Consider the following 14,040-nt stretch of genomic DNA (forward strand, 5'->3'; position numbering starts at 1 on the left):
ATTGCCGACGGCCGACTGCGAATAAGGTGGCTGAGGGGATGACTCTGGCAGCAAGTATTCTGGGAGAAAGCTAAGGTAAAAGTTAAAAAATTAGCCGGAAAGTATGATTGTTAAGTTTTAATTGAAACTTAAATGTTGCGATTGGCTGTGTAGAAGTGATGAGGGCAAAATGGGGATAAAAAAATGGACTCTCGAGGAGTCCAGTATTCACGAGCAAAATTGGATGCTCTAATGTTGTGCCAATACACTATAGACCTTGTTTGCTGTATCGGAGCTGAATATCGTTAAATTTATATTTTAATTGCGCTTTTTAATGTGCTGGATCACAGTTTACCGCCTAAAGAGGCGAGTTTTGCTGGTGGTTGAAGCTCCAGATAGCCACTTTCACCATTGCCAGCTCTGACCAGCGAATAATTTCATTGTCTTAACCTGTGCCATAGGTGAAATTTCCACTCATTTATGATTAGCTGTATCCTGTTAACAAGAATAAGAAACCTAAGGATGGAAGATGGAAAAATTGTTATTGGGATTAACGCTGATTTTTATCGTTACCTATCTTTGGTACGTCAGCCTAGTCAAAAAGCGCAATACTGCACTCGAGGCCCTGTCGGGTATCGATGTACAGCTAACCAAACGTGCCGATCTTGTGCCTAATATTCTAAAAATCGCCAAACGATTTATGGATCATGAAAAGTCGCTGCTCACTGAAATCACCGAATTACGCACTCAGCTCAGCAATAATTACAACAAGGCCGATCCGAGTGCCGTTAAAGAGCATTTAGTTCAGGCTGAGCGGTTGAACGACAAAATGGGGGCCTTAATGGTGAATGTGGAGAACTATCCCGAGCTCAAGTCCGACAACACTATGCTTCAGGCGATGCAGACTTATAACGAGGTCGAAGCGCATATCTCCGCTGCGAGGCGTTTCTATAACTCGGCAGTGTCAGAGCTTAATACTGCGGTCGAAATCTTCCCCGGCTCGATTATCGCTTCTATGGCGAGCATTAAAGTGATGCCATTCTATGAGGTGAGCGAAGCGGCAAAAGCGCCCGTAGATGCGGCCGAATACTTGTAAGCTTAGTTGCGCAGGGTGAGTGTTCACCCTGCAATGCTATGATATCAATATGAATATTTTCACCTTTATTTTAGGCAGCCCGATTCGGACTTATCGGGATCATGTTGGTTTGTCTGCGGATTTGGATGAACTCCCTCAACTCGAAGCGTATTACGAAGAACACTTAGCCCCCATTAGTCGTAAATATGAAACTAAGCGCGTGGCCTGTCTTAAGGCGGCGCGTAAACGTTTATATTTGAGTTTGATGATAGTACTTGGGCTGACCTTACTCACTGTGATTGGCTATTACAGCGGCGTTGCTTATTTCCCACCTTTACCCTTGCTTGCCTTAGTTGGGTTGAGCTGGTGGAGCTTTGCGCCGACTCGAGATTTTAAACATCTGGTTCAACGGGATATTTATCCACTGATGTTTAAATATTTCGGTGATGATTTTGTTTATAGCCGCGAAATGCGCCTCGATATGAATAGACTCGTTGCGGCTAAGGTATTGCCGCAATACGATAAAGTGAGCTTCGGTGACTATATTCAAGGCCGCTATAAAGGCGTTGAGTTGACGGTCAATGAACTCACCTTGACTAAGAATGTGCAAGTCGAAGAACTGGATGCCAGCACCCATAGGCGCAGAACCGTTACCCGCACCGAAACCAAGTTTAGTGGCTTAGTGGTTGAGCTGAGTAGCCATAAAGCGTTTATCGGCCACACTGTGGTGCTGAGGGATCGCGGTGGTTTAGCGAATTTCTTGTCTGACAGCCATGCTGGACTGGTGCGAGTGAAACTTGAAGATCCGCAATTCGAAAAAGAGTTCGATGTGTTTTCAACGGATCAAGTGGAGTCTCGCTATTTGCTCAATACGGCATTTATGGAGCGCTTACAGGAACTTGCCAAGCATTTTGGTGGAAATATTCAATGCGCTTTCTTTCGCAACAAGTTGATTATGTTCCTGCCAAATCGCAGAACGCGTTTTCAAATGCAGTCCATTTTTAATGGCGCGACCTTTTCAGCAGAATTTAGTCAGATAAACCGAGAGATGAAGCAACTCTTTGCTATTATTGAAGTACTTAAACTTAATCAGCAAACGGGACTTTGATGTTGCTCACTCGCTCGGTACCGACTCGTACACAAATGGCAGCGGCCTTTTTATCGCCTCGCAGCCTTGCCGTGTTGGGTCTGTGTTTATCGCTGATATCGAGTCTGATGATGAGTGTAAAAGCGGAGGAGGCGAGCGTTAAAGCTAAGCCGCGTATCGTTGCCAGATATTCAGAGAGCGGCATAGTCAGCCGTGAAGGCTTAGAAAAACTCAAGATTTATCAATACCAACAAGCCAATGGTGTCACTGTATTTACCGACAAAGCCCCTGCCAATAACCCATATCAAATTCTGTTGTATGACTGTTTTGCCTGTCGCCCCGACTCGACCATAGATTGGAATGGTATCCGTTTATTTACCGCCAATTACGATGCCCTGATCACCCGTGCTGCCCATAAACATCAACTCGACCCCGCCTTGATCCGCGCCGTGATCCACGCAGAATCAGCCTTCAATGCGCGTGCATTGTCGCGTACTGGTGCTATGGGATTGATGCAATTAATGCCTGAAACGGCCAAAGAAATGGGTGTAGCAAATGCGTTTTTACCCGAAGAAAATATCTTAGGTGGCAGTAAGTATCTGGCGCAAATGCTAAAACAGTTTAACGGGGATGTGGCTTTGGCCTGCGCGGCCTACAATGCGGGACCGACAACTGTGGTGCAGTACAATGGCATTCCGCCCTATCCTGAAACCCAAGCCTATGTTGAGCGTGTTAAAATTCTATTGAAGCGATATCGCGAGCAGAAGGGCGTTTAGCTGTAGGCTTTGTGAGCTTAAATTAAGCGGCGAAAACCTGAGATCATCGCCGCCATTTGAGTAGAAGGTTATTCGCCGACTTCCCATTTTACTGTGATATTACCGTCCGCTTGTCCGAGCGTCTTACCTAAGTAATCCATTAATTCGGTTGCGATTTCATCTAACTGCCAAGGCGGATTGATGATCCATAACCCTGCCGCTGTCATGCCAAACTCATCCGAATCGGGTTTAATCGCCTGCTCAATTCTCAGCTGACGTTTAATGCCACTGTTGGCGAGGCGCGATAACATGCCTTCGGTCTGAGCGCGATTGACCACTGGATACCAAAGCATAAACACGCCCGTAGCAAAACGTTTATGCGCTTTGATCAGGGTTTCGGCCACATCTTGATAGTCGGTTTTCATCTCGTAGCTAGGATCGACGAGCACCAGAGCGCGGCGCTCTAAGGGTGGCACTGCGGCGATAAGGCCTTTTAAGCCATCGCCTTTGATCACTTTTACTTGTCTGTCTTCGCAGAAATAATCGTCCAGCAACACATAATCAGTGCTGTGCAGCTCGTGCAGCACCATGCGATCTTTAGGCCCCAATTCCATGTCTATAATGGCAGGCGAACCTGGGTAGAAGTTGAGTTCGTCAGGATTTTCTTCATTAAAATGACGTACGGCGGCGACATAGTCCTGCAGCGATTGCGGCAGATCAGTTTTATCCCAAAGCTTAGCTACACCTTCGAGGTATTCACCGGTTTTTTGTGCAAATTCATCGCTTAAAGCATAACCACCCGCACCCGCATGGGTATCGATATACACGAGTGGTTTGTCTTTCTTGTGCATCAGCTGCAAGGTTTGAAGCAAGATGGCGTGTTTCAACACATCGGCATAATTGCCAGCGTGATAACCATGGCGGTAACTTAACATGGGGGATCCTAGTAATTTGCAAACAAAGCAAAGAGAGGCAAATGCCTGACGCCAATTATACCTGCGATGCTTGTAGGCGTAAATTTAATGCCTTAGTTGGCGCTCTTTTTATTGGCGAACCAGTGTGTGGGCGTTTGCATTTGAAAGGTTTTCAGCCATAGATTCGCGGGTGCGGGTTTACCGAATAGATAGCCTTGAAATTGTTCACATCCTAACGCCGTGAGTTGCAATAACTGGGCTTCGGTTTCGATACCTTCGGCTATGACGTTGAGTTTTAAGCTCTTGGCTAACAGGATGGCGGCGTTGACAATTTGGGTATGGCGTTCACTAATGCCCATTTGACTGACAAAGCAGCGGTCGATTTTTATCGTGTCGGCACTGATATCAATGAGTTGGCTTAATGACGCATGGCCAGTGCCAAAATCGTCAATGGCGATAGACACTCCCATGCGAGCTAAGGTGTTTAGGCGTCGGCCCGTTTCTTTATGGGTTGAAAATACTGAGGTTTCAGTGATTTCAATCTCCAATAATGGGATGAGTTCGGGGTGATTCATATAGGTTTGGATCAACACCTTAAAGAAGCGATCCGATAAAATATCTTGCCCAGATAAGTTGAAGGCAATCCTGACCAGAGGCACGTTTTTCGGCCAAGAACGGATCAGTTGTAGTAATTGCCTGAAGACTTTTATCGCAAAAATCGCCTGTAATTGGGATGACTCTATGATGGGGATAAACGTGTTCGGCATAATCATAGTGCCGTCTTCATCGAACATTCTTGCCAGCGCTTCAAAGCTAATAATGTGGCCATCGGCCCTTACTTTAGGCTGTAGCCACATTTCCAGACGATTGTGTTTCAATGCGTCGCGAATTTTAGCTTTCTGCGATGAGGCTTCGAGAAGATTATTAATCAAACCAATGTAATACACCATGACTGGGCTAGCTTGGGTTGTTTGTTTAATGGCAATTAAACATTGCTCTGCGGCTTGCTGCGGTGAGGCTTTATTACCCGAACTGCAACCGACTCGGCACTCGAGATGATATTCAATCTGTTGTTCATGTTTGAGCTGCAGGTTCGTTGGAATACGCTCGCGTAATTGTAGCGCGAGGTTTTCGGGGGAGATCAGCGGCAGGCTGATAAACTCAAGCGCAAACGCGGCTCCCCTAAACCGGTATATTTTTGCGTGATGACCAAAGCGATTTTTGAGTTCGGTCGCAAAGGCTTTTAAGATGGCATCCCCGACGCTGATACCGAAGGCGGCATTGATTTGACTCAGATTATCAATTTTGACTAAGGCGACTGTCATATCCAAATGGATCGTACTTGGGGCTGGGTTATACCAGTGATTCTCGTTGGGTAATCCGGTCACTAAATCATAGAAATGTGTGCTGATATGGTGCTTTTTAAGTCGGCTTAGTTCAATCGCATGGTTTGCCTGTTCTGTGACATCGTGGCAGTGAAACAACAAAGTGTCATGGTGCTCTAATGAGGCTTTCTGCAGCAGGTATTTAGTGCTGTTATTGTTCTTTAAATGGGTCGGAAACGAGGCCGCCAGTAAGTTTGTGCTGGTATCTTCGGTAAGTTCAAAAATGTCACATAAGCGAGTGCGGTTTAGCGTGACTTCTCCAGCGATTTTTTGGGCTGCATTATTCAGGTTGAGGATCACGCCGTCCTCATTACAGAAGAAAGAGGCGGTGCCATTATTTTCAAAGATTTCAGCATATTGATCTAAGGTACGCTGCAGAGCATTTTGATGCTGGATCATTTGCTGCGCATGGACTTTCTGGGTTTTTAGCAAGCGCATTGCTGACAAGGGAATGCAAATATTAAAAAAGACAAACAGTAAACCATTCAGATAAGCGTGGGTCGCAGGCAGACTGATATCAATATCAATAATCGGGGGAATATTTTGGTTACGCAGTAGCAGTAAAAAAGGCAATACATTAAAAAACATCATAATAACGGCTACTTTTCTGCCAAATAGAAAAAGCGCCATTAAGGGAAGGGTATATAAGAAGGTAATCCCTGCCTGGGATAAGTTAAAGTCTGGGATAAACAAGAGTATAGAAATACAGGCGGCAATGACCATAGCCAGCAGGCTTATTGAACTGGCGAGTAAATATTTGCGGGTAAACCATAAAGCCAAAAACAGCACAGTTAGAAAACTGACCGTAATGCTGATAATAAAAGCGAGGTTTAACTCATACGCAATTAAAGAGCTATGCAGCACTATGCTAGTGGTCAAAATCGCGCCACTGAGCAGAATAATCCGCAATAAGCTGGTTTTTAATATTGTTCTATCAGGATTTAAAAAGTCTTGATCCCTAATAAACAAAAAACCTTTTAGCCATTGAAGCAAAAAGAGTCCTTATCCCATTCGGAAGTCACGCAGGTTGACTGGGGATATAACATATAACATAAATCACTAAATTGTTATACAAATAGATTACTGCCTTTATAAATCAGTGGATTACAATGTGATGCCTGTTTGAATCGTTAAGGGGGCACTGCGACAAATTGACTAAGACAGTGATGAGTTTGCTGATGTGATTTGCTGACTAGCATATTCATAAACGAGATTTTTAGGCATAATGGCCATCATTTTCGTTGGTTAGAAGACAGCCTGTGACCCCGATTTTTTTCAATCAGCAATACCCAACACTTGTGGATATTTGTGCACGTTGGCAACTCGTCTACGATGCGAATGCGACCTTCGAATTGCGTTTTGAATCAGATACTTTATCACTGCATAAACGCGATGAGCCTAAGCTCGATGGCATAGTGGTGGACTTTGTGACTGGCGCCGTCGCCCATAGACGTAAGTTTGGTGGTGGTCGTGGCCAATCCATCGCTAAAGCCGTGGGATTAAAGCAAGGAGTAATGCCAAGTGTGGTTGATGGCACTGCGGGTTTAGGGCGCGATGCCTTTGTGCTCGCAAGCCTTGGTTGCACTGTAACTATGGTTGAACGTCATCCTGTGGTTGCGGCATTGCTTGAAGACGGCCTGCGCCGCGCCTATCAAGATGCTGAAATCGGCGATTGGATGCGTGAGCGGATGCGCCTGTTTCATGGTTCGAGCCTCGAAGCCCTATCGAAATTGGCACTAGAGGTGGATGTGGTGTACCTCGACCCTATGTATCCCCACCGCGATAAATCGGCCCTCGTTAAAAAGGAAATGCGTGTATTCCAATCTTTAGTTGGCGCCGATTTAGACGCCGATGGCTTACTCACCCCTGCTTTGGCTTTAGCAACGAAACGTGTCGTCGTTAAGCGCCCAGATTATGCCGAAGATTTGGATGGTGTTAAGCCAAATACGGTTATCGAAACTAAGAAAAACCGTTTCGATGTCTACGTAAAAGCCGCGATGAAATAGGGTTTATACCTATTTACATGATTGCTCAGACAAACTGTCGCTGAACCCATACATTGACATAATGCACCCATAGTTTGACAAATTTAACCCATTCAATGACATAAAAATAGCTTTTGTAATTATAGTACAGAAGCCATTTTATTTAATATCAGTATCTTAAACGAAAAATAACTCATACATTGACAAAATTCCGTATCTCAGTACACTAAATGTACATTATTCGTGCGAGTTTAACTCATGTATATAAGAAGCTTACGCAAACCATCACCGAACAAAAACGTATTTAAATTCGCTAGTGCAAAAGTTAGCGAAACGATAATGTGTGAAAGTTCATTGGAATTTGATGCGTGCTTTCATCATGAATACAATGATCGTATAGAGGTGTTTGGTAGCCAGCCTGAAGGGTTTTATTATGATTTTGAGGGCAAAAGATTGCCCTATACACCAGATATGATAGTTCACTTTATTGATGGGACGGTAAAATTCCACGAATACAAACCTTATCGCAAAACATTCGATCCAATCTTTAGAGCTAAATTTGTAGCCAAGAAAGCGGCTGCTCACTCTTTGGGAGCAGATCTTATCTTGATAACAGAACGACAAATCCGCGTAAATCCTATTCTAAATAACCTTAAAATTTTGCATCGATATTCAGGAATATATGGCTTGAATGAAATTCAAATTGAATTGCTTAAACTAATAAAAAAAACGGGGAAAATTAGTGTTAACGATGTTTCAGCAAAACAATCATTAACACTAGGGGAAACCCGCTCACATCTGTATTCCCTTATACATAAAGGATTGATTAAGGTTAATTTAAAACGAGATGATCTCGATTGTAACCCCGCGGTATGGTGCATTGAATGATGGACTTCGAGGATGAGTTCAGTGAGTCTGAATTTGTCAAGAAGCCCGACCCCCCCATTCAATATGTTAAGTTAGAGGATACAGCATTAGTCAAAAGAGACTTAGATACCTTTCCTGACTTTTTAAAAAACAAAGCGCTTGATAAATACCAGCTCATTGCCTTCATCGAAAAAACAATCACTGGTGGATGGACTCAAAAAAATCTAGACCCAATTCTTGATTCTCTTTTTACTACCACGGACAGGCGGCCGAATTGGCGAACGTTAGTGCGTTGGCGTAAAAGCTACATTGACAGTAACGGCGATCTTGCGTCATTAGTCACTAAGCGGCATAAAATGGGCAACAGAAAGAGTCGAGTTAAGGGAGATGAAGCATTTTTTGAGCAAGCCCTAACTCGTTTTTTAGATGCTAAAAGGCCTAAAGTATCTACAGCATATCAGTACTATAGAGATGCCATCATAATTGAAAATGAGAGCATTGTTGATGGACAAATTTCTATCATTTCTTATAAAAGCTTTAACCAAAGAATAAAGTCATTACCTCCTTATCCTGTTGCAGTGGCGCGGCATGGTAAATTTAAAGCAGATCAATGGTTTGCTTATTGCTCTTCCCATATTCCCCCAACACGAATATTAGAGCGGGTAGAAATCGATCACACCCCGCTTGATCTAATCTTGCTTGATGATGAATTATCTATCCCACTTGGCAGGCCATATTTAACCTTAATCGTCGATGTTTTTAGTGGTTGTGTTTTGGGGTTTCACTTAAGCTATCGGTCGCCTTCATATGTTTCAGCTGCCAAGGCAATCGTACATGCAATAAAACCTAAATCATTTGAAGGTCTTGATATAGAGCTTCAAAATGAGTGGCCTTGCTATGGTAAATTTGAAAACCTAGTTGTGGATAATGGAGCTGAATTTTGGTCGAAAAGTTTAGAGCATGCCTGTAAAGAGGCAGGAATAAACATTCAATATAACCCAGTTCGTAAACCTTGGTTAAAGCCTTTTGTAGAACGGTTTTTCGGGATGATTAACGAATGCTTTTTAGCCGAAATGCCAGGTAAAACCTTCTCGAATATCCTAGAAAAAGAAGACTATAAACCGGGAAAAGACGCCATTATGCGCTTCTCTACTTTTGTTGAAGAATTCAATCGTTGGATTGTTGATATTTATCATCAAGATTCAAACTCACGTGAAACACGAATTCCCATAAAACAGTGGCAGCGTGGCTTTGATATTTACCCGCCGCTAAAAATGAGTACAGAGAACGAACAACGGTTTACTGTGCTGATGGGTATTTCAGATGAGCGAACATTAACCAGAAATGGTTTCAAATTTGAAGAGCTAATGTATGACTCTACTGCTTTGGCCGATTACAGAAAGCATTACCCACAAACCAAAGAAACCATCAAAAAAATCATTAAAGTCGACCCTGATGATCTATCAAATATCCATGTTTATCTCGAGGAATTAGGCGGTTATCTTAAAGTCCCCTGTACTGATAATAGTGATTATACCCACGGATTGAGCCTTCATGAGCATAAAGTGATTAAGAAAATTAATCGTGAAATTATTCGGGAAGGGAAGGATGATTTGGGATTAGCTAAAGCGCGTATGGCAATTCATGCGCGAGTTAAACAAGAGCAAGAAGCATTTATAGCATCCAAAACCAAAGCAAAAATTACAGCGGTTAAGAAACTGGCTCAGTTGGCTGATATTAGTAATACTGGGCAAGGTACAATTAAGCTTGAAAAAAGTGAACGCTTGCCTTTAATCTCCAACGAACCAGAACAGAATATCAAAGATATTCTCGATAACTGGGATGATGATTTAGAGGCTTTTGAATGACGGCATTAAGTCTTACTCAGATTGAGCAATTACAAAAATTTAGTGACTGTATTGTGCTTCATCCACAAATTAAAACCATTTTTAACGATTTTGATGAATTACGATTAAATCGTAATTTTCAATCAGATCAACAATGCATGTTATTAACTGGAGATACCGGAGTAGGCAAAAGCCATCTGATAAATCACTATAAAAAACGCACATTAGCTAGCCAGAATTACGGTCGTGAATCTATGCCTATCCTAGTGAGTCGTATATCTAGTGGTAAAGGGTTGGATGCAACATTAACTCAGATGTTGATGGATCTTGAATTGTTTGGTAGCCATCAAAGAAAAAGTCGTGGTTATGCAACGGATTTGAGGAAAAAACTAGTCGACAATCTGATAAAGGCCAACGTTGAACTGATCATCATTAATGAGTTTCAAGAGTTAATCGAGTTCAAAACAATTCAAAAGCGACAATTAATTGCTAATGCATTGAAGTATATAAGCGAAGAAGCCAAGGTTCCTATTGTGTTAGTTGGGATGCCATGGGCCGAGCAGATTGCTGAAGAACCACAATGGTCTTCTCGCTTAGTGAGAAGAAGAAAGCTAGAGTATTTTAGCCTTAAAAATGACAGGAAGTACTTTCAAAATTATTTGGGTGGGTTGGCCAAACACATGCCTTTCAGTGAGCCACCAAAACTCGAGAGCCAACAAATTTCTATACCATTGTTTGCGGCGAGCCGAGGTGAAAATAGGATTCTAAAGCATTTACTCTTAGAAGCACTGAAAATAGCTCTTAGCAATGATTTCGACACTTTAAATCGTGAACACTTTTCTGAAGCGTATAGCCAGGTTTTCAACATTGACGTTGATGATAAAAACTCTCTAAATCCTTTCAAGCAACCAGTGAATGAAATAGAAATATCTGAAGTTATCAAGCCTTCTAGATATAACTCGAATGCAATGTCAGCAGAAGACATGCTGATTGCTAGAGTATTTTCTAAACCACAAACCTTGGCTCAGCTACTGAGTAAATAATTGTCAAACATCCTGACGATTTGCTCTTTATATGAACCTAGCAATGCCAAATTGTAAGAGTTCTCTTCGTCAATGGCTGACTTATGTGAAGTGCTAGCATGCCCATTAGTATTGGATAATGAAAAACCTGACAGATCCACATGTAACTCATGACCTATATTCCCTTGAGTAGCCTCACTCGATGTTAATTGCGGTAACTCTAGGTTTAAATCCTGTGAGCCAGTCTGCTCTATAACCACAGATTGTTCTGGTAAATCTTGGTCAATTCTATAAGCAAACTCTGTCAAGCTTGATTCTGCTAACGTGAATAACCAAGCTTGTTGAGTATCATCTGAATTAACCCTTAATATTCGACCTAGCACTTGTCGGTAATGCATTTCAGTTTTTATTCGGCTCAAATGACAACATACTTGCAGCCGAGGGATATCAGTACCTTCAGAAATCATCCCTACACTAACAATCCACTGGGTGTGACTTTGTCGAAATCCATCAATAATACAGGAAGGATGCTTTGAGTTAGATGTCACAATACACGCACTTTGTTTAAGATCAGAGACAAGTATTTGGAGTAATCGTTTAGCATGCTTAATTGATGCCGCGACAACTAAACCGCCGGCATTCGGGTTACTCAGGCGTATTTCAGCTAATTTTTTAACGCTTTGATTCAACATATAATGCATTATTTGATGATGATTTATTAACGCTTGATAACTGTATCTTGGGCCTAACAAGAGATCAGCTATAGATGCAAATATCTCAATCTCTTGATCAATTTCTAGTTTGATTTTGTTGTTATCAATTAAAACGATATTAGGCTGACGACAGACGTTATCCGCAATTGCCTGCTTTAATCCATAGCTAAAATCACAGTGGATTGTATTATCTGGTTCAGTGAATCGTGAAAGCACAATAGGGGCCTTATCTGAGCGCCAAGGTGTACCAGAAAGCGCTAACGTATATGCCGCATGATATTGAATATTTAGTAGTACCTCTTCTCCCCATGCATTGGCATTACTAAGAAGATTGCCCTTTAGATGATGAACTTCATCCATGATCACAAACACTTTATGGGTACGCAGAAGCTGCCAAAATGCTTCTGTTAATGAGGGCATAAACTGATAGGTATAGACACTACCAATTGCTCCCATAAGTCCATCAAAGCGCTTATCTAAGCGTTTAGAGAAGGTACTTCTAATGCTATCGTTAACTTCAGACGATGGAGAAAAACACAGCACAAAATCAATTTTCCCCATAGCAATCAGTCTTGCAGCTAGTTCTGCAGCCATAATAGTTTTACCAGCACCTGGCGTGGCTAAACACATAAAGTGACTTTGAGTTTGGTATCGTACCAACGCCGCATCAACGCATTGGCTTTGCCATTGTCTTAACTTCACCGTCATAGGCCTTTGAGGTCGTTAAGGCATGACTCTACAGCTTTAATCTTCCCCATCAATGTTGAACTTTGATTACGAGCATTCATGTATCTTGGATAAAGCCTGGGTTTCGAATTGGGGATCTCTTCAATGAGACGTTTAAACTCTTCCGCTTCCCCAATGTATCCAAGTAAATCAACTTGATATTGGTTGAGTGTAGTCTTAAGGCGTGTTAGTTCTTGTGAGTTTGAAGATGTGATCGCTATTGCTTTGACTCGCGCGTTGCTGGGTACTAGCTGTGATTTATCGAACAGTGCTGTTTTATAATAAACGTGCTTATTCCCCTGGTTTCTTTTCTCCAAAAATCCAACATTGACCAGCTTTGCACAAGCACGACGCACCAGCTGATCTATATCTTTTGGCGATACTGAAGAATTTGCCTCTATTATCAAGTTTTTTATCTGAGTAATAGTGAATTTTTCAAGCTCTACGGCAATGATAATACTAAACAAAATTTCATTTATACGGATTAATTTTATAGCCACGGTTTTTACCAATAGTTTTTAATTTCAATGCTTAACGAGCCACTCCATGACATTTTGTTACGCTTAAATCAACAGAACCTTCATTGATAGGTAACTTGATATTACTTAGCTCAGATTAAATCTTGACAACAAGCCCTAAAAAGCTAAGGATTCCTTAGTATACCTTAAGTGAAAAAACTAAGACAATCTGAGTTATCAAAGGACAAATCATGTTGAAGCTGTGGCAGATAAAATCACCAATCCATTACCTATTAGACTTAAACAAGCCCGAATTGCTAAGGGAATTAGTCAAAAACAGCTTGGTATTCAGCTAGGTATGGAGGTTGGTAGCGCCAGTGCGCGTATGAATCAGTATGAGAAAGGTAAACACACGCCTGACTACAAGACCTTAAAGGCTATGGCCAATGAGTTAGGTGTGCCTGTCGCGTATTTTTTTTGTGAGTCAGAAAGCACAGCAGAGTTACTGTGCTTGCTTGAAAAGATGACTGAGGAAGAGAAAGCGGAGTTAGCTCGATTAATTAAGCGTTAGTTTTCAAGCATCAGAGAAATAGTTCCGGCTGTATTTTCACCTCGTTGCCAAGCTCTATTTGTCCAATAGGTACCGACAAGAAAAATATTATTATTTTCAAAGCGAACAACTAACTTTGCAGCACCATCGAATTTACTATCATCCGTTGGTAATGGATTATCAATAACAGATTCAAAAATATACGAAACATAGAAATTACCATCTCTCGGATCTTTGTATATTTCACTTTGAATGACAGTACTACGCTGGTAGTTATCTGTTGACTTTAATTTTATTTCAAAACCAATAAAGTCGGCTTTAATGACCATTTCAACGGTTTTTGTTTTGGAATTACCTTCTTCATCTTTAAAGCTTGAAACAACACATCCAGTCCACTTACCGTTTAAATTTGGACATACTTTCTCATTTAAAATTCCATCTAATTTTGGAATATACCATACTGACTTCCACCCCCATTTAGCAAGTAGCCAAATGATTAACACAAAAAGTAATGATACACCACTGGAATATGTAGATATTTCGAGTAAATTATCAAAACGTAAGGTTACTAAGAAATCGACCCCTCCTAATAAGCATAGGATGACTGATAATAGTAAAATTGAGAATATAAATGCTAGAGCTTTGATTAACCCAAGTTTAGGGAGCACCTTCCACAT

At 41.7% G+C, this 14,040-nt stretch carries 13 protein-coding genes; 8 read left to right on the forward strand and 5 right to left on the reverse strand.

The genetic code is table 11. The annotated features are described in order from the left end of the window. Positions 1–508 precede the first annotated feature (508 nt). The 3 genes from Q4Q49_RS04905 to Q4Q49_RS04915 are packed head-to-tail and all read left to right on the forward strand — an operon-like array spanning position 509 to position 2,917. A complete protein-coding gene (locus Q4Q49_RS04905) occupies positions 509–1,075 on the forward strand; it encodes a LemA family protein (RefSeq protein WP_012197838.1) in 567 nt (188 codons plus the stop codon). Between the two features lie 49 nt (positions 1,076–1,124). Further along, positions 1,125–2,162: a DUF3137 domain-containing protein gene (locus tag Q4Q49_RS04910; protein WP_311998768.1), complete on the forward strand. Its 1,038-nt coding sequence runs from the start codon at positions 1,125–1,127 to the stop codon at positions 2,160–2,162. Beyond that, entirely contained in the window at positions 2,162–2,917 is a 756-nt protein-coding gene (locus tag Q4Q49_RS04915) for a lytic transglycosylase domain-containing protein (protein WP_311998769.1), read from the forward strand. The genes Q4Q49_RS04910 and Q4Q49_RS04915 overlap by 1 nt, the downstream gene beginning before the upstream one ends. A 68-nt stretch (positions 2,918–2,985) precedes the next feature. Here Q4Q49_RS04915 and Q4Q49_RS04920 read toward each other — a convergent pair whose 3' ends face one another. Both Q4Q49_RS04920 and Q4Q49_RS04925 read right to left on the reverse strand, forming a co-directional pair. After that, positions 2,986–3,831, reverse strand: coding sequence for a 23S rRNA (adenine(2030)-N(6))-methyltransferase RlmJ (locus Q4Q49_RS04920; protein ID WP_259214309.1), 846 nt, complete (start codon positions 3,829–3,831; stop codon positions 2,986–2,988). A 92-nt stretch (positions 3,832–3,923) separates the two neighbouring features. After that, positions 3,924–6,188, reverse strand: a complete 2,265-nt coding sequence (locus Q4Q49_RS04925; protein ID WP_311998770.1) for a bifunctional diguanylate cyclase/phosphodiesterase — start codon at positions 6,186–6,188, stop codon at positions 3,924–3,926. A gap of 266 nt (positions 6,189–6,454) precedes the next feature. On the opposite strand from Q4Q49_RS04925, the gene Q4Q49_RS04930 reads away from it, so the two are divergent. The 4 genes from Q4Q49_RS04930 to Q4Q49_RS04945 all read left to right on the forward strand — a co-directional run bounded on the left by Q4Q49_RS04930 (position 6,455) and on the right by Q4Q49_RS04945 (position 10,937). Continuing rightward, entirely contained in the window at positions 6,455–7,201 is a 747-nt protein-coding gene (locus Q4Q49_RS04930) for a class I SAM-dependent methyltransferase (protein ID WP_311998771.1), read from the forward strand. A gap of 237 nt (positions 7,202–7,438) precedes the next feature. Continuing rightward, positions 7,439–8,068, forward strand: a complete 630-nt coding sequence (locus Q4Q49_RS04935) for a TnsA endonuclease N-terminal domain-containing protein (RefSeq protein WP_263208473.1) — start codon at positions 7,439–7,441, stop codon at positions 8,066–8,068. Then, the gene (locus Q4Q49_RS04940; protein ID WP_311998772.1) at positions 8,065–9,915 is read left to right on the forward strand and encodes a Mu transposase C-terminal domain-containing protein; all 1,851 of its coding nucleotides are present in this window, start codon (positions 8,065–8,067) and stop codon (positions 9,913–9,915) included. The genes Q4Q49_RS04935 and Q4Q49_RS04940 overlap by 4 nt, the downstream gene beginning before the upstream one ends. Further along, positions 9,912–10,937, forward strand: a complete 1,026-nt coding sequence (locus Q4Q49_RS04945; protein WP_131524455.1) for a TniB family NTP-binding protein — start codon at positions 9,912–9,914, stop codon at positions 10,935–10,937. The genes Q4Q49_RS04940 and Q4Q49_RS04945 overlap by 4 nt, the downstream gene beginning before the upstream one ends. Here the strand turns inward: Q4Q49_RS04945 and Q4Q49_RS04950 are convergent. Then, positions 10,919–12,331, reverse strand: coding sequence for a DEAD/DEAH box helicase family protein (locus Q4Q49_RS04950; protein WP_311998773.1), 1,413 nt, complete (start codon positions 12,329–12,331; stop codon positions 10,919–10,921). The genes Q4Q49_RS04945 and Q4Q49_RS04950 overlap by 19 nt on opposite strands. A gap of 2 nt (positions 12,332–12,333) precedes the next feature. Beyond that, the gene (locus Q4Q49_RS04955) at positions 12,334–12,855 is read right to left on the reverse strand and encodes a hypothetical protein (RefSeq protein ID WP_311990223.1); all 522 of its coding nucleotides are present in this window, start codon (positions 12,853–12,855) and stop codon (positions 12,334–12,336) included. A gap of 220 nt (positions 12,856–13,075) precedes the next feature. Between Q4Q49_RS04955 and Q4Q49_RS04960 the strand changes: the two genes are divergently transcribed. Next, positions 13,076–13,384, forward strand: a complete 309-nt coding sequence (locus Q4Q49_RS04960; RefSeq protein ID WP_311998774.1) for a helix-turn-helix transcriptional regulator — start codon at positions 13,076–13,078, stop codon at positions 13,382–13,384. On the opposite strand, the gene Q4Q49_RS04965 is transcribed toward Q4Q49_RS04960, so the two are convergent. Then, positions 13,381–14,040, reverse strand: a complete 660-nt coding sequence (locus Q4Q49_RS04965; RefSeq protein WP_311990225.1) for a hypothetical protein — start codon at positions 14,038–14,040, stop codon at positions 13,381–13,383. The two genes, Q4Q49_RS04960 and Q4Q49_RS04965, sit on opposite strands and share 4 nt — an antisense overlap.

The sequence above is a fragment of the Shewanella sp. SP1S1-7 genome, from assembly GCF_031932105.1.
Lineage (GTDB): Bacteria > Pseudomonadota > Gammaproteobacteria > Enterobacterales > Shewanellaceae > Shewanella > Shewanella baltica.